Below are 23,711 nucleotides of genomic sequence, written 5' to 3' on the forward strand. Positions count from 1 at the left end.
GAGACCCGGGCTCCGCCCCTGAGCTACACCCCCGCCGGTTCCGCTTCCGGCGCAGTCTGCGCGGCGGCGGCCTCCGCCCGGTCGCGGCGCTCGCGGCGGACCAGGATCACCCAGCCGACGGGGACGCCCGCGGAGAAGAGCCACCACTGGATCGCGTACGCCATGTGCGGGCCGATGTCGCTGTGCTCGGGGTCCGGGATCAGCTCGGGGGAGTCGCCCCTGGGCTCCGGCGCGGTCTGCTCGATGTAGCCGCCGAGGACCTGCTTGCCGAGCCGCTGTGCCTCCTGCCCGCTGCTGATCAGCATGACCTGGCGGTCGGGCAGGCCCCGGACGTTCTTGATGCCGCTGTCGGCGGTCGTCTGGTCGGCCATCAGCCGGCCGGTGACGGTGATCTCGCCCTGGGCCGGGGCCGGGATCTTCGGGAAGGCGGTCTGCGCGCCGTCCGCCGGGACCCAGCCCCGGTTGACCATGAGGACGCGGCCGTCGGTCAGGACGAACGGGGTCAGGACGTGGTAGCCGACCTCGCCGTCGGAGTTGGTGCGGCGGCGGACGACCTCTTCGTGCGCGGTGTCGAAGTGTCCCTTCGCGGTCACCCGGCGGAACAGGTCGTCGTTCCGGATCCGCTGTCCCGGCGCGGTGACCGTCTCCGCGGGCACCGGCTTCGCGGCGAGCGAGTCGGAGATCACCGTGTTCAGGGCGACCTTGTGCTCATGCCGGTGAAGCTGCCAGAAGCCCAGCTTGATCATCGTCGGGATGAGCGCGAGGGCCACGAGGGTGAGGATCACCCACTGCCGGGACAACAGGAAGCGGTACACCCCATTGACGGTACTCGGCATGATTCGGCCCTCGACGGGAGGGTCCCGCCGAGGGCCGTGCGATGCCCTGTCCCGGGCCGGGACTCAGACCCTGTCGACGATCCCCGCATTCCCCTCCGCGCGGGCGCAGTGCGCGCCGCAGTACCAGTGGCCCTCGACCTCGACACCCTGGCCGATGACCTGGACGCGACAGTGCTCGCAGATCGGGGCCATCCGGTGGATCGCGCAGGAGAAGCAGTCGAAGACGTGCACCGCGCCCTGCGCGTGCACCTCGAAGGTCATTCCGTAGTCATTGCCGCATACTTCGCATCTCGCCATGCGCCACAGGGTGGGGTGCCGGGGCGGTGCGGGCGAGCGGGCGCCGGGCGAGTCGCCCGTCAATCACCCGTACGTCCGTCACCCTTCCGACGCGGGTTCGACGTCCCGCAGCAGTTGTCCGAACGCCGCCTCGTCGATCACCGGTGTCCCGAACTGCTTGGCCTTGACCACTTTTGATGTGCTGGAGTCCGGGTCGTTCGTCACCAGCAGGCTGGTGAGCCGGGACAAGCTTGTCGCGACATGCAGGCCGGCCTCGACGGCCCGGTCCTCCAGCAGTTCGCGATCGACGGAGGTGTCCCCGGAGAACGCGACCCGCATGCCCTGTTTGAGCGGTTTGTCCGACTCGTACCGTCCTGGGTTGGGATGGGGGCATGCAGGGCGCTTACGGGAGGGACGCCAACTCCCGGACGGGTAACCGCCGGACGCGTAGCCCCCGGACTGCCGTCCGATGCGCGGTGCCGCCGCGCTGTCGGACCACTCCTTGAGCGGCAGGCACTCGAGGAGCGGCAGACGCACCCCGTCGCGCGCGGCGGCCCGCAGGCTCGGCCGGAACGCCTCGGCCAGCACGCGCGCGTCGTCCAGCGCGTGGTGCGCCCGCTGCTGTACGACACCGAAGTGCGCGGCCAGCGACTCCAGCTTGTGGTTGGGCAGCGGCAGGCCCAGCTCCTTGGAGAGCGCGATGGTGCACAGGCGCTGGCGCACCGGCGCCTCGCGCTCCGCGCGCGCGTACTCCCGCGCGATCATCGACCAGTCGAAGACCGCGTTGTGGGCGACCAGTACACGGCCGTCGAGCCGGGCGGCGAACTCCTCGGCGACGTCCTGGAAGAGCGGTGCCCCTTCGAGCATGTCGCTCGTCAGGCCGTGGATCCACACCGGCCCCGGGTCCCGCTCCGGGTTGACCATCGTGTACCAGTGGTCCTCGACCTCGCCGCGCGCGTCCAGCCGGTAGACGGCGGCGGAGATTATCCGGTCGTCGCGGGCCAGTCCTGTGGTCTCCACGTCAACGACCGCGTATCCCTGCGGATACGCGGCCGGCCAGGAGGCTGGGGACGCTGCGGTCGTGAGGTCTTCGAGCATGGTCAATGAGGATACGGGCCGTGACTGACAGTCCGGCCCCCGCCTTCCCCGATCCGGCACCCTCGAAGGCCCGCCACCGGGCCACCCGCGCGCGAGCCGGGCAACAGGGTCCGGCGGGCCCGGCGTTGACGCGCTCAGCCCAGCGCCGCCACCAGGTCCCCCGCCGTCAGGGCGGCCAGGCCGCAGCCGTCGACCGGGCCGGGCAGCAGCCGGTACACGGATCCGCTCGCGCCCTGCGGGGCGACGCCACCGTGCACCAGGGCGAGCAGCACGTGCCTCTTCGCGGCAGCCTCGGCGGCGAGCCCGTCCGGGTCCTCGGTCGGGCGCCGACGCTCCGGGGACTCCAGAGCGCGTACGCGGGCTGCGAGGGCCAGGTCCGTCTCGCCCTCCCCGCGCGTGTAGTGCCACAGCTCGTCGCCCGACGGCGCCCGCCGGACCACCGCGACCTCGTCCGTACGGGCCGCCGCGTGCCACACCGCCAGGTCCCACAGCGTCGTACGGCCGGTGGTGAAGTACTGGAACAGGTCCTTGCCGACGCGGCCGAGGTCGGCGCTGTGCCGGTACACGCTGTGGAAGCCGTCGGACGACGGCAGATGCAGGTCGGTCCACAGGAACGTGCGGCGCTCCAGGTCGACCAGCAGGGGGACGTGGATGCGCGAATCGCCCTCCAGGTCGTAGCGCTGACGCACGGTGCGGGGGTCGTACGCGGCGTCCCGTCCGTCCTTCGAGGGCAGCGCCATGAAGCCGGCGAAGGCGTCGAGGAGATGCTCGAAGGCGATGTTGTTGAAGCTGAAGACGATGGGCACGGCGAACCGCACCGGGCCGTCGGCGAGCGCCGCGAGGTCCAGGTCCACGTACTCGGTGGCGCCGTCGGGCGCCGGGGCCGAGGTCAGGTCCCCGGAGTGGACGGCGGCCCGCTCCCCGTGGACCAGGTTCGTGTAGTCGCACACGCCCACGAACGTCCAGTCCTCGTCGTACAGCGCGACCGACAGGTCGAGGTCCACGCGGATCTTCGCGGGTTGCGTCCAGTGCAGGAAGAGGCGCAGGACCTCCCCCTCGGGGAGCGGCTGGCTGCTGCCGCGCGGCACCGAGACCAGCGCCTTCGCGGACGCGCGCTCGGCGGAGGGGACGGCCAGGCCCGCGAGGCCCGCGTCGAGCACGGCGAGATCGAAACGAGGGGCGGACGCCAGCCGGCGTACGGCCTCGGCCTCCAGGAGCGCGCAGACGCCCTCGGTGACCGCCTCGGCCAGCGGAGCCCGGGTGTCGTCAAGGGTGAAGGAGTGGGTGACCTGGCCGCGAGGGAAGAACACCCGCCGCTCGCCGGGGAGATGACGGACGCGCAGCCGTCCGAGCGCCGCGAGCAGCGGACCGGGACCGGCCTTGGGCAGGACCCGCCGCATGGTGTCGGCGAACCCGTCGGGCAACTCCTCCAGGTCGTGCAGACGCAGCAAGTGGTCGAGCCTGCGCAGCAGTTCGCCCGGCCGCCGGGCGAGCAGGTCGAGAGCGCGGGGCAAGTCCTTGTCGCGCAGGGCCTGTTCGGTGTGCGCACCCCAGGAGTCGGGCTTGATGCGCGCGCCGTCGATCCGAACCGCCTCCGGGTGCGCGGCCGCGGTGCGCAGCAGGGCCTCGCCGATGGGTGCGGCGGAGGTGTCGGTGGCGCGCAGCACGGCGAAGGCGAGGGCCGCCTTCGGATGCCGGTCGTGCCGCTCGTACGGGTGCAGGATCTCGGCGGCGCGCTTCCATCCGACCGGATGTCGCAGCACGTCCTCGACCAGCGACGACGCCTCGAATCCGTCGAGTACGGCGAGGAGTTCGCGGCGCAGCGGGCGGGGCAGGGAACGGAAGCGGCGCAGTTCGACGAGATCGGCCTCGCCGCCCGACCAGACGTGCAGCAGCCTCAGCACGTCGGTCGCCGTGGTGAGGTGCGCGGCGAGCAGCGGGCGCACGGCGTCGCGCGTGCGCCGGTCCAGCAGGAGGCTGCCGAGCACCAGGGCCTTCGTCTCGCGGACGGGGATGTCCGCGGGGAGCCATTCCAACGTGGCGGGCGCGTGCGCCAGCAGCAGCTTCACATCGTCCCGGTCCTGCGGGGGCAGTGGCGTCCGCCGGGCCAGCAGCTGGAGCAGCGCCTTCGCGGAGTCCGCCCGCTGGTCGGTGCCGAGCGCCAGCAACTTCAGTGGTCCGATGGGCAGTTCGCGCCGAAGCCGGGGCGCGGCGGGCTTCAGGAACGGGTCGGCGCGGTCGATCCGGCGGTGACACAGGGGGCAGCCGGCGTAGTCGGCGCCGTCCCAGCAGGCGCGGCACACCAGGTGGGCGCAGGGCGACACCGGATGCACGCTGCCGACCGCCGCGCACAGCACGCACGGCTGGGCGGGCCACTGCAGCAGCAGGGTGAAGACCCGGTCGACGTACAGCTGGAAGGTGTCGTCGGGCACTGAGGCCGGGAAGCTGCGGAACAGCGGCATATGGGTGCGGTCGGCGCCCAGTTCCACGTCGATCTGCCGGATCAGGGTGTCGCCCGCGTCCGCGAGCCCCTTGGGGCCGAGCCAGGCGAGTGCGGCGCGCAGCGGTGTCGCCGGGGCGAATCCCCGGTCGAGCAGTTCGGCCTCCAGGGCGACGAGTCCCTCGGTCGTCGCCGGGTCCCCCGGGCGTGGCCCGGCCTGGTCGACGTAGACGGTTCGCAGGCGGCGGAGCAGCACGGACGACAGTACGGACAAGCGGAAATCCCCCGGGATCCGGAAATGTGTGAGGCGGGGCGGAGAGTGAGCGCGCTACGGGTGTCATAGAAAGAGAGAGAAGGAAGCACGCTTGCGGAGCCGCCCCCGCGATCGCCGAGTCTAGGGAGGCGTCGGCCCCAGGGGCCACCGAATATTTCTGGGGCCGGGGAAGCCGGTCGGTCCGGTCCGGCGCCGGACGCGGGCGTCCGGCAGGCGCATGGCTATGGACCTTTCGCCCGTGCGGTGCAAGCGTGCTGCGCGCCCCAGCAGGTAGCGCCTACGAAGGGCGGTACGGACATGGCACGAGTGAGGTACGGCGCACGGACCGAGGCGGAGATCACCGCCGCGCGCGCCGCGAGCTCCAAGCTCCCCGACATCTGGTCCACCGGCGTGGTGGCCGTCTGGGAGAGCGACCCGGACGCGGTCGCGGCGGTCCTGCCGCCCCCGCTGAAACCCACCGCACGGCCTCTGGTGCGGGTCAACATCAGCAAGGTCGATCTGCCCGGATACCCGCTGGGCGCGGGCTCGTTCGCCGTCGCCGCCGCGCACGAGAACGTCGAGGGCTGGTATCCGCTCGTCATGCCGATGACCCATGAGCGGGCCCTGATCGGCGGCCGCGAGGTCTTCGGGGAGCCCAAGAAGCTCGGCGAGGTGACGGTCGAGCGCGACGGGCTCGTCGTGCGCGGTGTGCTCGCCCGGCACGGCATCGCCTTCGTCGAGGTGCGCGGCGCGGTGAGCGGGGCCCTGCCGCTGCCCGAACCCGCGCAGAAGACCGACTTCTACTTCAAGTTCCTTCCCGCGGTGGACGGTTCGGGCTTCGACGCCGATCCGGTCCTCGTGCACTGCGTGCGCAACGAGAAGGTCCGCAAGCTGGAGCGCGTCACCGGGGACGTCGTCCTGCGCGAGTCGATGTACGACCCGGTCGCCGATCTGCCCGTACGCCGGCTGGTGGAGATCACCATCGCTGAGAAGACCACCGACCAGAAGGGCAGGGTCGCCGAACGCGTCAGCGGCCGGGCCCTGTTGCCGTACATCCACCAGCGCTACGACGACCCGGGCCAGATCCTCGACGGGCCGCCCGAGGGGAGCGTCTGATGGAGCTCCGCGCAGGGCGGGTCGCCGTCGTCACCGGCGCGGCGAGCGGTATCGGGCTGGCGATGGCACGGCGGTTCGCGGCGGACGGTCTGAAGGTGGTCCTCGCCGACGTCGAGGAGGGCGCCCTGGAGAAGGCCGCCGGGGAACTGCGCGAGGACGGCGCCGACGTCCACGCGCGCGTGGTGGACGTCGGGGAGCGCTCCGAGGTCGTCGCGCTCGCCGACGACGTGTACGCCACGTACGGCGCGGTGCACGTGCTGTGCAACAACGCAGGTGTCGGCTCCGGCGCCGAGGGCCGGATGTGGGAGCACGACCCGAACGACTGGAAGTGGGCCTTCGCCGTCAACGTGTGGGGCGTCTTCCACGGCATCCAGGCGTTCGTGCCCCGGATGATCGCCGGGGGCGAACCGGGCCACGTCGTCAACACCTCGTCCGGCGACGGCGGGATCGTCCCGCTGCCCACCGCCTCCGTGTACGCCGTCACCAAGGCGGCCGTGGTGACGATGACCGAGTCGCTGTACGCGCATCTGAAGGCGGAGCACGCGCGCGTGGGCGCCTCCGTGCTGTTCCCCGGACCCCACATGCTCCGCACGGGCCTGTGGGAGTCGCACCGCAACCGGCCCGCGCGGTATGCGAAGGAGCGGCCCCGCAGGACCCCGTACCGCAGCCTCGGTCAGTGGGAGGCCGCGATGAAGGAGGCGGGCCACGACGTGCGGTTCACGCCGGTCGAACAGGTCGCCGACCTGGTCGCCGAGGGGATCCGCGAGGACCGCTTCTGGCTGCTGCCCGAGAGCGAGCACAGCGACCGGCAGATCCGGGCGCGGTCGCAGTCGATGCTCGACCGGGCCGATCCGTCGTACCTGGAAAGTTTCATCCTCGACGGAGGGGGCGCGGTGACCGAACAGGACCCGTATCTGATCATCTCCTCCGACTGCCACGCCGGACTCCCCACCGAGGAGTACCGGCCCTATCTGGACTCCCGTTTCCACCGTGACTTCGACGAGTTCCTCGCGGGCCGTGACCGGCGCCGCGAGGAGATGACGCGTCTCGGCATCCGCAACGAGGCGTTCGCGGACAAGTGGTTCCACGACAACGAGGAAGGGCTGCGCGGCGGTTGGGACAGCGGGCAGCGCCTCAAGGAGCTGGACGGCGACGGGGTGGCGGCCGAGGTCGTCTTCCCCGACGCGGACGCCGTGGACAGCCGGACGGCCGCGCCGTTCGGCGTGGGCCTCGGCCTCTCCGGCGACCAGGACCCGGAACTCGGCATGGCGGGTGCGCAGGCCCACAACCGCTGGCTCGCCGACTTCGTCTCCGAGCATCCCGAACGGCACTGCGGGGTCGCCCTGTTGCCGGTGACCGGCGAGACCGGGCGGGTCGTCGCCGAGGTGTACCGGGCCAAGGAGTCCGGCCTCGGCGCCCTGATGATTCCCTCCATGTGGGTCGACAAGGAGCCCTACCACGACCGCCGTTACGACCCCGTGTGGGCGGCGGCCGCCGAGTGCGCGATGCCCGTGCTCACCCACTCCGGCGCGGCACCGCGCCAGGAGTACGGCGACCACCTGGGGATCTACGTCTCCGAAGTCACCTGGTGGCCCGCGCGCCCCCTCTGGTTCCTGCTCTGGTCGGGGGTCTTCGAGCGGCACCCCGGACTCCGGTTCGGCGTCGCCGAGTCGGGCTGCTGGTGGCTGCCCAACCTGCTGTGGTTCATGGACCGTCTCTATCTCGGCGCCCACGGCGGCAAGAAGCTGTCGCCCTTCGCGGAGCTGAAGCGGCCCCCGCACGAGTACCTGGACCGGCAGGTCTTCATCTGCGCGACCAACACCAAACGCCGCGAACTCGCCCAGCGCTACGAGATCGGCGTCGACAACATCCTCTGGGGCAGCGACTTCCCGCACCCCGAGGGCACCTGGCCCGACACCCGGGCGTGGCTGGCGAAGACCTTCCACGACATCCCGGTGGCGGAGACCCGCCGCATGCTCGGGCTCGCGGCGGCCGAGGTGTTCGGATTCGACGTCGGCCAACTGGCCCCGCTCGCCCGGCGGATCGGCCCAACACCGGCCGAACTGGGCCAGCAGGAGGACCAGTCGGCGGTCGAGGCGTCCTGGGCGCGCTCGCGCGAGGTGGGCCGCCACTGGCTGACGGACCACGACTTCCCCGTGCTGGGAGTGAACCCATGACCGCAGAGGACCGCTACACCGTCATCTCCGCCGACTGCCACGCGGGCGCCGATCTCCTCGACTACAAGCCGTACTTGGAGCGTCGGCACCACGAGGACTTCGACGCCTGGGCGGCCGGCTACGTCAACCCGTACGAGGACCTGCTCGCCGACACCGCCGACCGGAACTGGAACTCCGGGCGGCGCGTCGCGGAGCTGGAGGAGGACGGCATCGTCGCGGAGGTGGTCTTCCCGAACACCATCCCGCCGTTCTTCCCGTCGGGCTCCCTGATGGCACCGGCCCCGACGGCGCAGGAGCTCGAACTGCGCTGGGCGGGTCTGCGGGCCCACAACCGCTGGCTCGCCGACTTCTGCGCGGCGGCACCCGGCCGGCGCGCGGGCGTCTTCCAGATCCTCCTGAACGACGTCGACGCGGCGGTCGAGGAGATCCACCGGTCGGCTGGCGCCGGCCTCAGGGGCGGACTGCTGCTGCCCGGCACACCCCCCGGCTCGGGCCTGCCCGAGCTGTACTCGTCGGCGTACGACCCGATCTGGGCGGCCTGCGCCGAACTGGGTGTCCCGGTGAACCACCACGCGGGCTCCGCCTCGCCGCCCCTCGGGGACGAACCGGCGGCCCGCGCGGTCTACATGGTGGAGACGACCTGGTTCTCGCACCGGGCGCTGTGGCACCTGGTGTTCGGCGGCGCGTTCCGCCGCAACCCCGGCCTGAGACTGGTGCTCACCGAGCAGGGCTCGGGCTGGATCCCCGGGGTGCTCGACATGCTGGACTACTACCACGGGCGGCTGGTCGCGGCGGCGGGCAGGGCGTCGACGGCAGAGTCGAAGTTCGGCGCGGGGCTGGCCGCGACGATGGGCGAGCGTCCCTCCGAGGTCTGGCGCGACAACTGCTTCGTCGGCGCCAGCTTCATGCGCCCCCACGAGGTGCCGCTGCGCGACCGTATCGGCATCGACAAGATCATGTGGGGCAGCGACTACCCGCACGACGAAGGCACCCACCCCTACACCCGCGAGGGCCTGCGCATCGCCTACGCGGGCCTGCCCCGCGCCGAGATCGCCGCGATGGTCGGCGGCAACGCGGCCCGCGTCTACGGCTTCGACCTGGCGTACCTCGACGAGATCGCCGCGAAGGTCGGCCCCACCGTGGCCGAGCTCGCCGAACCGCTGGACACCCCGCCCGCCGACGCGACGAGCCCGGCGTTCGCGAGAGGAGGCTCGGTCCGCGTGTGGTGAGCGCCGAAGCGGTCGCGCCGGGGGAGCGCGGTTCGGCGGCTTCCGGGCGGTGTGCGGACCGCCGGGTCGGTGCTGCGTCGGTGCTGCGTCGGCCGCGCCTCGGGTGCGATCCTCCCCGTGTGACGGAACCGATGCGCGACGAGGCCCACGACGAGGCCCACGGCGGCACCCTCGGCTCGCGGCTCAACTGGCTGCGGGCCGCCGTCCTGGGCGCCAACGACGGCATCGTCTCCACGGCGGGCCTCGTCGTCGGCGTGGCCGGGGCCACCAGCGACCGCGCGGCGCTGCTCACCGCGGGCCTCGCGGGACTGCTCGCCGGGTCGATGTCCATGGCGGCGGGCGAGTACGTCTCCGTCTCCACCCAGCGGGACTCGGAGCTGGCGGCCCTGGCCATGGAGAAGCGGGAGCTCAAGGAGGAGCCGGAGGCCGAACTGGAGGAGCTGACCGGGCTCCTGGAACAGCGCGGCCTGTCGAGGGAAGTGGCCCGCGAGGCGGCCGAACAGCTCACCGAGCGGGACGCCCTGCGGGCCCACGCGTCCGAGGAACTCGGTATCAACCCCGACGACCTGACCAACCCGTGGCACGCCGCATGGGCGAGCTTCTTCGCGTTCACCGCGGGAGCGCTGCTGCCCCTGCTGGCGATCGTGCTGCCGCCGGCCTCCTGGCGGCTCGGCGTCACCGTGGTCTCGGTGCTGGCCGCGCTCGCCCTCACCGGCTGGAGCAGCGCACGGCTGGGCTCGGCGGACCCGCGGCGCGCGGTGCTGCGGAACACGGCCGGGGGAGCGCTTGCCATGGCGGTGACGTACGCGGCCGGAGCGCTGCTCGGAGCGGCGGGCGTATGAGCGTACGGCCGGGTGCGGGACGGCCCTTGGCGGAGATCACCGAGAAGCAAGCGCGTACCGACGGTAATACTTATCGGTAACAGCCTCTGTACGCGGCCGACCAGCGCATCTACGGTTCACCCATGCCGAACCTGCCCGATGTCGTGCTCTTGTCGATACCCGCCTTCATACTCCTCGCCGTCATCGAGATGGTGAGCGTCCGGATCCATCCGGACGACGATGCCGCGGGATATGAGACGAAGGACGCCGCGACCAGTCTCGGCATGGGACTCGGCAGCCTCTTCTTCGACTTCCTGTGGAAGGCCCCGATCGTCGCGATCTACATGGCGGTTTACGAACTGACGCCGCTGCGGGTGCCCGTCCTGTGGTGGACGATCCCGCTGATGCTGCTCGCGCAGGACTTCTTCTACTACTGGTCCCACCGCGGCCACCACGTGATCCGCGTCCTGTGGGCCTGTCACGTCGTGCACCACTCCAGCAGGAAGTTCAATCTCACCACCGCGTTGCGCCAGCCCTGGACGGGCCTCACGTCCTGGCCCTTCTACCTCCCGATGGTCGCCCTCGGGGTGCACCCGGCCGCGCTCGCGTTCTGCTCGTCGGTGAGCCTCGTCTACCAGTTCTGGATCCACACCGAGCGCATCGACAAGATGCCGCGCTGGTTCGAGTTCGCCCTCAACACGCCCTCCCACCACCGCGTCCACCACGCCTCCCAGGGCGGCTACCTGGACCGCAACTTCGGCGGCGTCCTCATCGTCTGGGACCGGCTCTTCGGATCCTGGGTCGCGGAGACCGAACGCCCCGTCTACGGGCTCACCAAGAACATCACCACGTACAACCCGCTGCGCGTGGCCACCCACGAGTACACCGCCATCGCCAAGGACGTGCGGGCGGCGGCGAACTGGCGCGAGCGCGCCGGGCGGATCCTCGGCGGGCCCGGCTGGCAGCCCGCGCCGCCGGCCGCCGCCGCGGCGCAGGGTCCGGCCACGGAGCCCGCCGGGCAGACCTCGGTCACGGCGCCCCTCGCCCGGACCCCGGTCACGGAGCCCGCCGCGTGACCCCGCGTCCCGCGCGCGTCCTGCTCGTCTGCTTCGCGCTGACGGCGGCCGTGGACCTCCTCTCCCTGCTCGCCGGATCAGACCTCGGGCACCAGGTCGCCAAGCCGCTCCTGATGCCGCTGCTCGCCGCGTACGCGGGTGTACGCGGCGGACCCCGGCTCCTCGTGGCGGCCCTGCTCCTCGGCTGGTGCGGCGACCTGGCGCTCATGTCCGACGCCGACCCCGCCTTCCTCCTCGGCATGGCCTCGTTCGCGGCGGGGCACGTGTGCTACCTCGTGCTCTTCCGCAGAACCGCACGCGTGCGCAGCGCACGGCTCCTCGGCGCGTACGCGACCGTCCTCGTCGCCCTCGTCGTCCTCCTGTGGCCCGGTCTGCCGGCCGGCCTGCGCGTCCCCGTCGCGGGCTACAGCCTGCTGCTGACCGCGATGGCGTACGGGGCCACGCGGCTCGGGCCCGTCGCGGCGCTCGGCGGCGCCCTCTTCATGCTCTCGGACACGCTCATCGCCACCGGCGTCGCCGACTGGCCACAGCCGCCGAAGGCGGACTTCTGGATCATGCTCACGTACGTCGTGGCCCAGTTCCTGCTGGTCCGAGGCGTGCTGGGCCCCCTCGCCGCGCGACGCGCGCCCGCGGCGGCGTACGGTGAGATGCGCTCAACCACCCCCTGAGCGCATCTCACCCACGCTCCGCACGAGAGGGACCCTCGCCATGCGCGCCACCACCATCCACGCCCCGTACGACATGCGCGTGGAGGACGTGCCCGAGCCCATGGTGCAGCTGCCCACCGACGCGATCGTGCGGGTGCTGCGCTCCTGCATCTGCGGCAGCGACCTGTGGGCGTACCGCGGCGAGGCGGCCCGGCAGCCGGGCCAGCGGATCGGGCACGAGTTCCTCGGCATCGTCGAGGAGACGGGCTCCGCGGTGACCGGCGTCCGGCGCGGCGACCTGGTCGTGGCGCCCTTCATGTGGTCCGACGGCGTGTGCGACTACTGCCGTGACGGACTCACCACGTCGTGCCGGCACGGCGGCTTCTGGGGTGCCGTCGGCTACGACGGCGGCCAGGGCGAGGCCGTACGCGTTCCCTTCGCCGACGGCACCCTCGTACAGCTGCCCAAGGAGGCGGCCTCCGACGACCACCTGCTGTCCGCGCTGCTCACGCTCTCCGACGTCCTCGGCACCGGCCACCACGCGGCCCTCGGCGCCGGCGTCCGCAAGGGCTCGACCGTCGCCGTCGTCGGGGACGGGGCCGTCGGCCTGTGCGCGGTGCTCGCCGCCCAGCGGCTCGGCGCCGAGCGGATCATCGCGCTCGGCCGCCACCAGGTGCGCACCGACATCGCGCGCCGCTTCGGCGCCACGGACGTCGTCGCCGAGCGCGGCGAAGCGGCCGTCGAGGCCGTGCGCGAGCTGACCGGGGGCCAGGGCGCGCACTGCGTCGTCGAGGCGGTCGGCACGGAGCAGTCCATGCGGACGGCCGTGAACATCACCCGCGACGGCGGCGCCATCGGCTTCGTCGGAGTGCCCCACGGCAGCGGTACGGGCCTCGACCTGGGCGTCATGTTCGACCGGAACATCGCCCTGCGCGGCGGGGTCGCCCCGGTCCGCGCTTACATCCCCGAGCTGCTGCCCGACGTCCTCGACGGAACCATCGACCCGTCGCCGGTCTTCGACATGACCATCGGCCTGGAGAGCGTGCCCGACGGCTACAAGGCGATGGACGAGCGGACCGCGCTGAAGGTCCTCGTCACCAACTGACGCCGGGGGCGGCACTCACGGGCTCAGCAATGGTCGCTGCCCGTCCGGCGGCTCACCACCGGATGGGCAGCGGCAGCGCCGTCAGCAGGCCCGACACCGCGACGACCAGGCCCAGCGCCACGATCTCCGCGCGCGCGGGGGAACAGGCGCTGAGCGGGTCCTTCGCGCGGCGCAGCCGCAGCCGCGCCCAGAGGGCCAGTCCGGCGACGGTGGCCACGAGGAGCACCTTCGCGAGCAGGGTGCGCCCGTACGCCGTCGACGTCAGCTGCTCCAGGACGGTGCCGGGCGGCATCCGGCGCAGCGCGCTCCAGGTACCCGTCGCGGTGATCACCGCGAACAGAACGGCCGCCGCGCGCGCGTAGATGCCGAGCAGGGCGGCCCCTGCCCCACCCGCGGCGGGTGCGCCTTCCGCGGCGCGCCGGCCGCGCAGCAGTCGCAGGACGTGCAGCAGACCACCCGCCCACAGGGCCGCGCACGTCAGATGAACGAGGGTCAGACCGGAGCCGACCAGAGTGTCGTGCTCCGACGCGGGATGCGCGCGCAGCGCCTCCGCCAGGAGCACCACGGCCAACGGCCCCACCTGGGCGGCCGGCCGGCGCGAGCGGGCGCAGAGCCAGGCCACCGCGAACGCGTTGACCTCCACGAGCGCCAGCCTGCCCTCCCGCGTCCGGTACAGGCCCCCGACGTCCAGGTCGGAGAGGTGACGCGGCAGCAGATTGCCCGTCGCCACGACGCAGGCCAGGCCCAGCGCGACGACGAACCCGGCGGCGGCCGCGTACGCCGACCAGCTGCGCGGCGCCCGCATCGGCAACGCACCGGGCACCCGGCGCGCCAGCCGGGCCGCGAACAGTTCCCCCACGGGGACGCAGAGCGCCGCGAACAGCACCGTCCGCAGCAGGGCGATGCCGGCGACGCCGGGCGCCGCGGCCTCTCCCGTGCCGGTGAGCGCGGTGCGCGGGCCGAGCAACGGGATCAGGGCCGCGACGGCCACCAGGGCGAGGACGGCGACGGCCCGGCGGGTGGCCCGGCGCCGCGCCGCTCCGCCCGCGTCCGCCGCCCCGGCCGTCGGTCGTATCAACGCCACCCCACGATCCTCGCCGGCGGTCGCAGATCCGGGCAAGTCACCGTAACCCGTGCGGAGTTCGAGGACGAGGGCGCGAGGCTCACGCCCACCGCGCCGGGTCCGTCCCCCAACGCCCCGGCGGGCGCGACCAGTCGGTGGGTCCGCCCGCGAAGGAGATCGGGGACAGGGCGTGGCCGAGGCGGCCGAGGGGGCTGTCCCGCTCGGACAGCCAGGCGTCGGGGCGGTCGTACGGTCCTCCCGCCGCGGGGTCCGGCGCCGCGCCGGGCGTCTCCTCCCGCCCGATCCCGTCCGTCAGCCACATCGCCGTGCGCGCCAGCGCCAGCCGTACGACGCACCCGCGGCCGTGCTCCTCCCGCTCCGTCAGCGCGCGCAGGACGGCCGCCGCCAGCAGATACCCGGTGCCGTGGTCGAGAGCCTGCGCGGGCAGCGCGCCGGGCCGCTCCGGCGATCCCTCCGTCCCGGCGATCCCGGTGGCCACCTGCACCAGACTGTCGAAGCCCCGCCGCCCGCCCCAGGGCCCGTACGTCCCCCACGCCGACACCTGCGCCACGACGAGGCCCGGACGGCGCTCGGCCAGCGCCTCGGGGGAGAGCCCGAAGCGGTCCAGGGCGCCGGGCCGGTACCCGGTGACGACGACGTCCGCCGCCGCCAGCAGCTCGTCGAAGGCGCGCCGGTCGGCCACCAGGTCCAGCACCGTCGAGCGCTTCCCGAAACCCGTGTCCGCGTGCGCGTCCGGGTCCTCGGGCAGGCGCGGCCCGTCCACGCGCAGCACGTCGGCGCCCAGCAGGGCGAGCGTGCGGGTGGCGACCGGGCCCGCGATGACCCGGGTCAGGTCCAGGACGCGCACCCCGGCGGCGGGCAGCAGCGGGCCCCCGTCGAGCAGCGGGGCGAGGGCCCGCGCACCCGCGCCGGCCGGCTCACCCCGCCCGGCAGGGCTGTCCCGCTCGATCAACGACCGCTCCGCCAGGGCGAGACCCTGCTCGTGCGCGGCCCACTCCTTCGCCGTGCGCAGCGCGACGGCGAGCCCACCGGCGGCGTACACCGTCTCCTCGATCTCCCGCGCGGACCGTCCGGCGAGCACCCCGGCCACGTCCTCGACGGTCGCGTCGTCCGCCGCCCCCAACGCGTCCAGCAGTCGCGCCCGGTGATGCGGATAGTTCGCGTGCGTCCGCACCCAGCCGTCAGCGGTCCGCCAGAACCGGGACAACGGCGCGAAGTTGACCGGTGCGCGCCCGTCGATCCGCAGATGCCGTTCGCTGACGAAGGCCGTGGCGACGGCGCCGTCGTCCACGTTCACCCGCGGCACCCGCGCGAGCCCGGCCCGCCGGGCCCCGAGTTCGGCGGCCGCCAGCGCGCAGGCGCCCACGCAGGTGCGTGCCAACTCGCGTACGGGCAGCCGGGCTTCCAGCGCACCCGCGCGCTTCACGGTCGAAACCCCGGGGAGCAGCGCCGGGTCGCCGCCCAGCTCCTCCCACACAACGGCCATCGGTGAATGGGTCATACCGGCACTATGCAGCGTGGACGCGATCAACATGGGAGGCGCCCCGGCGACGGCGCGGCCCCGGTCGCCGCACAGGACGACCGGGGCCACGGGGCGTTCGGCAGGCGCTACTTGACCGCCCGCAGCGCGTTGACGATCCCGAATCCGTAGAAGCCGTTCACCTGCTTGCCGCCCACGCAGGTCGCGTCGACGACGCCGTCGCCGTTCCCGTCGTACGGGTCCGTCGGGCAACCCGGGTTGTCCGCCTGGGCCTTGAGGAGGATCTGGAGCTGAGCCGGCGTCGCCCAGGGGTACTTGGACTTCAGCAGCGCGGCCACGCCGGCGACGTGCGGCGTCGCCATCGAGGTGCCCTGCAGGTAGCCGTACTGGTTGTTCGGCAGCGTGGAGAGGATGCGGCCGTTCTGCGACGGCGTGTCCGGGATCTGATACCGGTCGCCGCCGGGCGCCGCGACGTCGATGACGCCGTCGCCGTAACTGGAGAAGTAGGACTTGGCGCCCTTGAAGCCGGTCGAGGCGACCGTGACGACACCGGGCAACTGGGTCGGTATGTCGAAGCACTTGTGCGGGTCGACCGTGCGCGTCGTGGCGGTCGAGTCGTCGGGGCTGGACGCGTCGGTCAGCGCGTTCGAGTCGAGGTCGTCGTTGGAGTTGCCCGCCGCGGCGACATTCAGCGTGCCCTTCCCCTGCGCGTACAGCTGGGCCCGGTTGACGGCGTCGACGATGGCCTTCTGATCGGGGTCGTCGACGCAGTTGTACAGCCACGGGTCCACGTAGTAGCTGTTGTTGGTGATCTCGACGCCGTGGTCGGCGGCGAACACGAAGGCGCACACGACGCTCTCCGGGTAGAACAACTGGGTGGAGTCGGGCTCGGCCACCGTGATGCCCGCGACCTTCACGCCCGGCGCGACCCCGGCGACGCCGATGCCGTTGCGGGCCGCCGCTATCTCACCCGCGACATGGGTGCCGTGGTAGTGGTCGGCGTCCACCGGGCGCCAGGCTCCGTACGTCGTGTCCGGCTTGCCGCCCACACAGTTCGCGGACTGCGAGGCCGAGAAGTTCGGCGCGATGTCCGGGTGCGTGTCGTCGACGCCGACGTCGATCACGGCGACGGTGACCTTCTTGCTGCCCGGATTGATCGCGGCCGCCTTGTCGGCGCCTATCGCGCGCAGGTCCCACTGGTCGGCCTCGAGGGGCTCCTCGCCCGCGCCGGCGGTCTTCGCGACCTTGGCGGCCTCGGCTGCCGTCAGCACCTGTGCCGCGCCCTCGTCCGTCGTCCCCGCGGCGGTCAGTGCCGAGGTGCGCGTGGCACCGGCCGACTGCACTCCGCGTACCGTCCGGATCTGCCGTCCGAAGTCCGGGTTCGCGGAGTGGACGACGATCACGCCGATCTGCTCGTACGCGATGACGACGCTGCCGCCGGCCGCGCCGATCGCCTTCTTCACCGACTCGATCGTGCGGTGGTCCGTTGTCGTGTTGACCACGTACGAGAGGTTCGGGCCGTCCGCGGTCGTCGCGGCGGGCGCGGTCAGAGGTGAGGCCGAGGCGGCGCCCGGCAGGAAGCCGAGCGAGGCGGTGAGCGACAGAACGACCGGCACGGCGAGCGCGAGACGGCGTCTGGAACGCAGATGAGCCATGGGATCTCCACATCATCCGGAAAACGGAGCTGCCCGAACACGGATGGTGCTCGGGCAGGTACATGACGGAATGGTGCAGGCCGAAGCTATCCTCCCGTCGACCCGGCCAGCAATGACTTGCGGCCACCACTTCCGAAAGAAGCCGTGGGAGTTGAACCGGTCCACGCGTGGCGCCGTGACCTTGGACAGGGAGCCCGTGGACGATCGAGCCCCCCGCTCCGATCACGTAACGGATCCACATCATCACAATCTGTCACGAGGTCCACGTCGCTGTGAGGTCGAAGTCCCATGTCCGTACCCGAACCGCCCCCGTCCGCGGGCCCCGACCTGCCCCCGTCCACCGTCGTAACCGCACCCGCAACGCGAGGAGACACCGTGGCCACCGACGCACCACCACCCGCGAAAACCGGAGCCCCACTCCCGTCCACCGAGGAGTTCGTCGAGATGCAGGAGAGCGCCGAGTTCGGTGAACTCCGCAGCTCCCACCGCTCCTTCGCCTTTCCGCTGACCGTCGGATTCATCCTCTGGTACCTGCTGTACGTGCTGCTCTCGAACTACGCGGGCGACTTCATGGGCACCAAGCTGTTCGGCAACGTCAACGTCGCCCTGGTGCTCGGTCTCGCCCAGTTCCTCACCACGTTCCTCATCGCCTGGTGGTACTCGCGGCACGCGGCCACCCGGCTCGACCCCAAGGCCGACGCCATCAAGTCCCGGATGGAGGGCGGCGCATGAGCTCCGTACGGACGACCGCGCACACCACGATGCTGGCCGCGGGCGAGGCGAGCCAGCACCGGCCGCTGATCATCACCCTGTTCGCGGTGTTCGTCGCCGCGACCCTGGTCATCACCGTCTGGGCCGGCCGCCAGACCAAGGACGCCGCCGACTTCTACGCGGGCGGCCGCCAGTTCACCGGCTTCCAGAACGGACTCGCCGTCTCCGGCGACTACATGTCCGCCGCGTCCTTCCTCGGCATCGCCGGCGCGATCGCCCTCTTCGGTTACGACGGCTTCCTCTACTCCATCGGCTTCCTGGTTGCCTGGCTGGTGGCCCTGCTCCTGGTCGCCGAACCGCTGCGCAACTCCGGCCGGTACACGATGGGCGACGTCCTCGCCTACCGCATGCGCCAGCGCCCGGTCCGTACCGCCGCGGGCACCTCCACCATCGTCGTGTCGATCTTCTACCTGCTGGCCCAGATGGCGGGCGCGGGCGTCCTCGTCTCGCTGCTCCTCGGCATCACCAGCGACGGCGGCAAGATCGGCATCGTCGCGCTCGTCGGCGTCCTGATGATCGTGTACGTCACCATCGGCGGGATGAAGGGCACCACCTGGGTGCAGATGGTCAAGGCGGTCCTGCTGATCGCCGGCGCCCTGCTGCTGACCTTCCTGGTGCTGCTGAAGTTCCACTTCAACATCTCCGACCTGCTGGGCAAGGCGGCCGAGAACAGCGGCAAGGGCTCCCCCTTCCTGGAACCCGGCCTCAAGTACGGCGCCACGTCCACCACCAAGCTGGACTTCATCTCCCTCGGCATGGCGCTGGTCCTCGGCACCGCGGGCCTGCCGCACATCCTGATCCGCTTCTACACCGTGCCCACCGCCAAGACCGCGCGGAAGTCGGTCAACTGGGCGATCGGCCTCATCGGCACCTTCTACCTGATGACCCTCGCCCTCGGCTTCGGCGCCGCCGCTCTGATCAAACCGGACGAGATCATCGCCTCCAACAAGGCGGGCAACACGGCGGCACCCCTGCTCGCCCTGCACCTCGGCGGCGTCGACTCCACCTGGGGCGCGATCCTGCTCGCCACGATCTCCGCCGTCGCCTTCGCCACGATCCTCGCGGTCGTCGCGGGACTGACGCTCGCCTCGTCCTCCTCCTTCGCGCACGACATCTACGCGAACGTCATCAAGAAGGGGCAGGCATCGGAGAAACAGGAGATGGCGGCGGCCCGGTACGCCACGGTCGGCATCGGAGCCGTGTCCATCCTGCTGGGCGCTCTCTCCCGCGACCTGAACGTCGCCGGTCTGGTCGCGCTCGCCTTCGCGGTCGCCGCCTCCGCCAACCTGCCGACGATCCTCTACAGCCTGTTCTGGAAGAGGTTCACCACCCCGGGCGCCCTCTGGTCGATCTACGGCGGTCTGGCCACCGCGGTCGGCCTGGTGCTCTTCTCCCCGGTGGTCTCGGGCAAGCCCACCTCGATGTTCCCGGACGTCGACTTCCACTGGTTCCCGCTGGAGAACCCGGGCCTCATCTCCATCCCGGTCGGCTTCCTGCTCGGCTGGCTGGGCACCGTCGTGTCCAAGGAGGAGCCGGACGCCGGCAAGTACGCCGAACTGGAGGTCCGCTCCCTCACGGGCACCGGAGCGCACTAGACACCGGCATCTCGCGGGCCCGTCGTAGGCCGCTGGTGGATCACCACTAGTAGGTCCCTACGACGGGCCCGCGCCGCGTCTCGTGGGATCGGGCCGGTGTTCTTGTCGGTCCCGTCACGTAGGCTCACAGGTGTCCGGAAAACGAGATCGGCATCGAGGGAGGGGCCCCGCGTGCTCATCGACACCTACGGCCGGGTCGCCACCGACCTGCGTGTCTCATTGACCGACCGGTGCAACCTGCGCTGCACGTACTGCATGCCCGAAGAGGGCCTGCAGTGGCTCGCCAAGCCCGATCTGCTCACGGACGACGAGATCGTCCGCCTGATAGAGATCGCGGTCACCCGCCTCGGCATCGAGGAGGTCCGCTTCACCGGCGGCGAACCCCTGCTGCGCCCGGGCCTGGTCGGCATGGTCGAGCGGGTCGCGGCTCTCGCCCCCCGCCCCCAGATGTCCCTCACGACCAACGGCATCGGCCTCAAGCGCACCGCGAGTGCCCTGAAGGCCGCGGGCCTGGACCGGGTGAACGTCTCGCTCGACACCCTGCGCCCCGACGTCTTCAAGACGCTCACCCGCCGTGACCGCCACAAGGACGTCATCGAGGGCCTCGAAGCCGCCCGCGACGCCGGCCTGACCCCCGTCAAGATCAACTCGGTCCTGATGCCGGGCCTGAACGCCGACGAAGCCCCGGACCTGCTGGCCTGGGCCGTGGAGCACGACTACGAACTCCGCTTCATCGAGCAGATGCCCCTGGACGCCCAGCACGGCTGGAAGCGCGACGGCATGGTCACCGCCGGCGACATCCTGGCCTCGCTGCGCACCCGTTTCGAGCTCACCGAGGAAGGCGCCGACGAGCGGGGTTCCGCACCCGCCGAGCGCTGGATCGTCGACGGCGGCCCGCATCGCGTCGGTGTGATCGCCTCGGTCACCCGCCCGTTCTGCTCGGCCTGCGACCGCACCCGTCTCACCGCCGACGGCCAGGTGCGCACCTGTCTCTTCGCCACGGAGGAGACCGATCTTCGGGCCGCACTGCGCTCGGGCGCGCCCGACGAGGAGATCGCCCGCATATGGCGCGTCGCGATGTGGGGCAAGAAGGCGGGGGCGGGTCTGGACGACCCGTCCTTCGTACAGCCCGACCGCCCGATGTCGGCGATCGGCGGCTGACGCGGTCCGCCCGCTATTCCTCGCCGTGCTCGGCCGGCCGGGAAGCCTCCCACTCGTCGAGCGTCACGACGTCCTTCAGGAACCCGCGCACACCGAGGAACTTCGACAGGTGCTCGCGGTGCTCGTCGCACGCGAGCCAGGTCTTGCGGCGCTCGGGCGTGTGCAGCTTCGGGTTGTTCCAGGCGAGCACCCAGACGGCAGCCGCGCGGCAGGCCTTGGCCGAGCAGACGGGGGAGGCGGTATCGGAGCCGGGGGCGTTCAGAATCACCCTGCCGACCCTAGCCGAGGCCTCGCGTCACATGTTCCGCGCGGTGGGCCGGCCGTTCGTCGGTAGCGCTCCGACGGCACATAAAGGCGACGCCGAGCAGCCACGGGGGGAGCTGCCCGGCGTCGGTCCGTCGCTCCGACGGGGGATGCGGAGCGCGTACGAAGTATGTCACGGGTAACCGGCCGCCCGGCACCGGAACAACATGATTGATCTGAGCTTTTCTTGAGCTTGTTTGCGCGGCGATATTCCGTTTTCGGAGAATCCTCCGACGCCGTTCCAAGGCTGAACCGGCTTTGTCCCGCGGCGAGTTCGGGTTCGATTCGACCCCGGTCCGGACTCAGCTCCGGTCGTGCGGTTCGGCCCCCGACGGAGCTCCGGGATCGGCCGCGGCGTCCTTGAGGAAGGGTTCCTCGGAGCCGTCCTGCCGGGGCGGCGTGATCATCGGACGCAACGGGGCGGTGACGAACGTCGAGGGGAGCGACGGCGTGTTCTCGCGTCCGGCGTTGGCGATGACCACGGCGACGTACGGGAGGAGAATCCCGAGGACCAGTGCGACGAGAGCGACGGGCCGTTCGACGTTCCACAGGGTGGCCGCCAGGATCACGGCCACCGTACGCACGGACATCGAGATGACATAACGGCGCTGCCGGCCGCGCACATCGTCGTCCAGGCTCTGCCTGGCTCCGGTGATCCGGAAGACCTGGACGTTGCTCTGCTTCCTGATCACACTCCACCACCCGCCTGCGTCGGACGCTCCCCGGTCCGTACTCGTACGAACCCGTCGAGGAAGCAGGTCCGGACTTCTTCCACGTTACGCCGCGTCTGCGCCGCCTTCGAGACCGGGGGATGTCCGGACTGGGTGGACATGGTGCGTCGTAGCGCGTATGGCTCCGCCCGACATGCGCCGTATGGAGGACGGCAAGAGACTGACGGTACTGCTCACGGGGAGTGGTACGAGGAGGCGGACATGGGCTGGTTGTGGGCGATCATCGTCGGGTTCGTGCTGGGCCTGATCGCCAAGGCGATCATTCCCGGGAAGCAGCACAGCCCGCTCTGGCTGACCACCATCTTCGGCATCCTCGGAGCGACCGTCGGCAACGCGATCGCCCGGGGCATCGGCATCGCCGAGACCAAAGGCATCGACTGGGGCCGGCACGCGCTGCAGCTGGCCGCCGCGATCGTCATCGTCTTCCTCGGCGACATGCTCTACATGGCCATACGGGGCGACAAGGTGAAGACCTGAGACCAGGGCCGACCTCCCGGCCTTCCCGGGAAACGGCGGTACGACGAAGGGGCGGCTCCGTCAGGGAGCCGCCCCTTCGTCCGCGCGGGACGGGGGCGCGGGAGGCCTCAGCCGCCCGTGACCTCGACCGCGGCCAGGCTCTTCTTGCCCCGGCGCAGCACGAGCCAGCGCCCGTGCAGCAGGTCCTCCTTGACCGGGATCGCGTCCTCGGCGGCGACCTTCACGTTGTTCACGTACGCCCCGCCCTCCTTGACCGTGCGGCGCGCGGCGGACTTGCTGGCCACCAGGCCGACCTCCGCGAAGAGGTCCACGACGAGACCCGCCTCGGCGACCTGGATGTGCGGCACCTCGGACAGGGCCGCGCTCAGCGTCCGCTCGTCGAGTCCGGCCAGTTCGCCCTGCCCGAAGAGAGCCTTGGACGCGGCGATCACGGCGGCCGTCTGATCGGCGCCGTGCACCAGCGTCGTCAGCTCCTCGGCCAGCGCGCGCTGGGCGGCACGGGCCTGCGGACGCTCCTCGGTCTGCTTCTCCAGCTCCTCCAGCTCCTCGGGCGACCTGAAGGACAGAATGCGCATGTACGTCGAGATGTCCCGGTCGTCAACGTTCAGCCAGAACTGGTAGAACGCGTACGGCGTCGTCATCTCGGGGTCGAGCCAGACGGCACCGCCCTCGGTCTTGCCGAACTTGGTGCCGTCCGCCTTGACCATCAGCGGCGTCGCCAGCGCGTGCACATGGGCGCCGGGCTCCAGGCGGTGGATCAGATCCAGGCCCGCCGTGAGGTTGCCCCACTGGTCGCTGCCGCCCTGCTGCAACGTGCAGCCGTAGCGTCGGTACAGCTCCAGGAAGTCCATGCCCTGCAGCAGCTGGTAGCTGAACTCCGTGTAGCTGATGCCCTCCTCGGACTCCAGGCGCCGGGCCACCGAGTCCTTGGTCAGCATCTTGTTGACGCGGAAGTGCTTGCCGATGTCCCGCAGGAACTCGATCGCCGACAGTCCGGCCGTCCAGTCGAGGTTGTTCACCATGACCGCGGCGTTCTCGCCCTCGAAGGACAGGAACGGCTCGATCTGCGAACGCAGCCGCGTCACCCAGTTCGCGACCGTCTCCGGGTCGTTCAGCGTGCGCTCGGCCGTCGGGCGCGGGTCACCGATCTGACCCGTCGCCCCGCCCACCAGGGGCAGCGGCCGCAGTCCCGCCTGCTGGAGCCGGCGCATGGTGAGCACCTGCACCAGATGACCGACGTGCAGACTGGGCGCGGTCGGGTCGAAGCCGCAATAGAACGTGACGGGACCGTCCGCGAGCGCCTTGCGCAAAGCATCTTCGTCAGTGGACAGGGAGAACAGTCCCCGCCACTTCAGCTCGTCGACGATGTCCGTCACGGTT

Annotated in this window: 21 protein-coding genes and 1 pseudogene; 12 read left to right on the forward strand and 10 right to left on the reverse strand. The window is 71.6% G+C overall.

The genetic code is table 11. The features are described from left to right. Window positions 1-23: 23 nt before the first annotated feature. From ACZ4N5_RS34715 to ACZ4N5_RS34730, 4 genes are all read right to left on the reverse strand, one after another. A complete protein-coding gene (locus ACZ4N5_RS34715) occupies window positions 24-815 on the reverse strand; it encodes an SURF1 family cytochrome oxidase biogenesis protein (RefSeq protein ID WP_467761059.1) in 792 nt (263 codons plus the stop codon). A gap of 84 nt (window positions 816-899) precedes the next feature. Then, window positions 900-1,133, reverse strand: coding sequence for a hypothetical protein (locus ACZ4N5_RS34720; RefSeq protein WP_467761010.1), 234 nt, complete (start codon window positions 1,131-1,133; stop codon window positions 900-902). Between the two features lie 78 nt (window positions 1,134-1,211). Continuing rightward, window positions 1,212-2,210, reverse strand: coding sequence for a DEDDh family exonuclease (locus tag ACZ4N5_RS34725; protein ID WP_467761011.1), 999 nt, complete (start codon window positions 2,208-2,210; stop codon window positions 1,212-1,214). Between the two features lie 134 nt (window positions 2,211-2,344). Further along, on the reverse strand, window positions 2,345-4,924 hold the full coding sequence (locus ACZ4N5_RS34730; RefSeq protein WP_467761012.1) for an MXAN_6230/SCO0854 family RING domain-containing protein: 2,580 nt from the start codon (window positions 4,922-4,924) through the stop codon (window positions 2,345-2,347). Window positions 4,925-5,221: 297 nt separating this feature from the next. Here ACZ4N5_RS34730 and ACZ4N5_RS34735 point away from each other — a divergent pair, with 297 nt between their 5' ends. The 8 genes and pseudogenes from ACZ4N5_RS34735 to ACZ4N5_RS34770 all read left to right on the forward strand — a co-directional run bounded on the left by ACZ4N5_RS34735 (window position 5,222) and on the right by ACZ4N5_RS34770 (window position 13,074). Further along, a complete protein-coding gene (locus ACZ4N5_RS34735) occupies window positions 5,222-6,019 on the forward strand; it encodes an acetoacetate decarboxylase family protein (RefSeq protein ID WP_467761013.1) in 798 nt (265 codons plus the stop codon). Continuing rightward, a pseudogene (locus ACZ4N5_RS34740) lies at window positions 6,019-6,900 on the forward strand (SDR family NAD(P)-dependent oxidoreductase); the annotation flags it as partial. The gene ACZ4N5_RS34735 and the pseudogene ACZ4N5_RS34740, both read left to right, overlap by 1 nt. A 12-nt stretch (window positions 6,901-6,912) precedes the next feature. Next, window positions 6,913-8,196, forward strand: coding sequence for an amidohydrolase family protein (locus ACZ4N5_RS34745; RefSeq protein ID WP_467761060.1), 1,284 nt, complete (start codon window positions 6,913-6,915; stop codon window positions 8,194-8,196). After that, window positions 8,193-9,425: an amidohydrolase family protein gene (locus ACZ4N5_RS34750; RefSeq protein WP_467761014.1), complete on the forward strand. Its 1,233-nt coding sequence runs from the start codon at window positions 8,193-8,195 to the stop codon at window positions 9,423-9,425. Before ACZ4N5_RS34745 ends, ACZ4N5_RS34750 begins: the two co-directional genes overlap by 4 nt. A 131-nt stretch (window positions 9,426-9,556) precedes the next feature. Beyond that, window positions 9,557-10,267: a VIT1/CCC1 transporter family protein gene (locus ACZ4N5_RS34755; RefSeq protein WP_467761061.1), complete on the forward strand. Its 711-nt coding sequence runs from the start codon at window positions 9,557-9,559 to the stop codon at window positions 10,265-10,267. A 122-nt stretch (window positions 10,268-10,389) separates the two neighbouring features. Then, window positions 10,390-11,322 carry a sterol desaturase family protein gene (locus tag ACZ4N5_RS34760; protein WP_467761015.1) on the forward strand — a complete coding sequence of 311 codons (933 nt, stop codon included), beginning with the start codon at window positions 10,390-10,392 and terminating at the stop codon, window positions 11,320-11,322. After that, window positions 11,319-11,990 carry a lysoplasmalogenase gene (locus ACZ4N5_RS34765; protein ID WP_467761016.1) on the forward strand — a complete coding sequence of 224 codons (672 nt, stop codon included), beginning with the start codon at window positions 11,319-11,321 and terminating at the stop codon, window positions 11,988-11,990. Before ACZ4N5_RS34760 ends, ACZ4N5_RS34765 begins: the two co-directional genes overlap by 4 nt. A 40-nt stretch (window positions 11,991-12,030) precedes the next feature. After that, window positions 12,031-13,074: a zinc-dependent alcohol dehydrogenase family protein gene (locus ACZ4N5_RS34770; protein ID WP_467761017.1), complete on the forward strand. Its 1,044-nt coding sequence runs from the start codon at window positions 12,031-12,033 to the stop codon at window positions 13,072-13,074. 52 nt (window positions 13,075-13,126) lie between these two features. Here the strand turns inward: ACZ4N5_RS34770 and ACZ4N5_RS34775 are convergent, their stop codons facing one another. The 3 genes from ACZ4N5_RS34775 to ACZ4N5_RS34785 all read right to left on the reverse strand — a co-directional run bounded on the left by ACZ4N5_RS34775 (window position 13,127) and on the right by ACZ4N5_RS34785 (window position 17,293). Next, window positions 13,127-14,158: a CopD family protein gene (locus ACZ4N5_RS34775; protein ID WP_467761018.1), complete on the reverse strand. Its 1,032-nt coding sequence runs from the start codon at window positions 14,156-14,158 to the stop codon at window positions 13,127-13,129. A gap of 79 nt (window positions 14,159-14,237) precedes the next feature. After that, window positions 14,238-15,659, reverse strand: a complete 1,422-nt coding sequence (locus ACZ4N5_RS34780) for a CoA transferase (RefSeq protein WP_467761019.1) — start codon at window positions 15,657-15,659, stop codon at window positions 14,238-14,240. Window positions 15,660-15,766: 107 nt separating this feature from the next. Beyond that, window positions 15,767-17,293 carry a S8 family serine peptidase gene (locus ACZ4N5_RS34785; protein ID WP_467761020.1) on the reverse strand — a complete coding sequence of 509 codons (1,527 nt, stop codon included), beginning with the start codon at window positions 17,291-17,293 and terminating at the stop codon, window positions 15,767-15,769. A gap of 375 nt (window positions 17,294-17,668) precedes the next feature. Between ACZ4N5_RS34785 and ACZ4N5_RS34790 the strand changes: the two genes are divergently transcribed. From ACZ4N5_RS34790 to moaA, 3 genes are all read left to right on the forward strand, one after another. Then, the gene (locus ACZ4N5_RS34790; RefSeq protein WP_467761021.1) at window positions 17,669-18,025 is read left to right on the forward strand and encodes a DUF485 domain-containing protein; all 357 of its coding nucleotides are present in this window, start codon (window positions 17,669-17,671) and stop codon (window positions 18,023-18,025) included. Further along, window positions 18,022-19,659: a solute symporter family protein gene (locus tag ACZ4N5_RS34795; RefSeq protein WP_467761022.1), complete on the forward strand. Its 1,638-nt coding sequence runs from the start codon at window positions 18,022-18,024 to the stop codon at window positions 19,657-19,659. Before ACZ4N5_RS34790 ends, ACZ4N5_RS34795 begins: the two co-directional genes overlap by 4 nt. Window positions 19,660-19,830: 171 nt before the next feature. Further along, the gene (moaA, locus tag ACZ4N5_RS34800; protein ID WP_467761023.1) at window positions 19,831-20,820 is read left to right on the forward strand and encodes a GTP 3',8-cyclase MoaA; all 990 of its coding nucleotides are present in this window, start codon (window positions 19,831-19,833) and stop codon (window positions 20,818-20,820) included. Between the two features lie 13 nt (window positions 20,821-20,833). On the opposite strand, the gene ACZ4N5_RS34805 is transcribed toward moaA, so the two are convergent. Beyond that, window positions 20,834-21,088 (reverse strand): hypothetical protein, encoded by a 255-nt coding sequence (locus tag ACZ4N5_RS34805; protein WP_467761024.1) that lies wholly within the window; start codon window positions 21,086-21,088, stop codon window positions 20,834-20,836. A gap of 337 nt (window positions 21,089-21,425) precedes the next feature. Then, on the reverse strand, window positions 21,426-21,812 hold the full coding sequence (locus ACZ4N5_RS34810; protein WP_467761062.1) for a DUF3099 domain-containing protein: 387 nt from the start codon (window positions 21,810-21,812) through the stop codon (window positions 21,426-21,428). Between the two features lie 243 nt (window positions 21,813-22,055). On the opposite strand from ACZ4N5_RS34810, the gene ACZ4N5_RS34815 reads away from it, so the two are divergent. Next, window positions 22,056-22,331 (forward strand): GlsB/YeaQ/YmgE family stress response membrane protein, encoded by a 276-nt coding sequence (locus tag ACZ4N5_RS34815; protein WP_467761025.1) that lies wholly within the window; start codon window positions 22,056-22,058, stop codon window positions 22,329-22,331. A 107-nt stretch (window positions 22,332-22,438) separates the two neighbouring features. Here the strand turns inward: ACZ4N5_RS34815 and tyrS are convergent, their stop codons facing one another. Continuing rightward, entirely contained in the window at window positions 22,439-23,707 is a 1,269-nt protein-coding gene (gene tyrS, locus ACZ4N5_RS34820; protein WP_467761026.1) for a tyrosine--tRNA ligase, read from the reverse strand. Window positions 23,708-23,711: the final 4 nt, after the last annotated feature.

This window comes from Streptomyces sp. NPDC026500 (assembly GCF_055567635.1).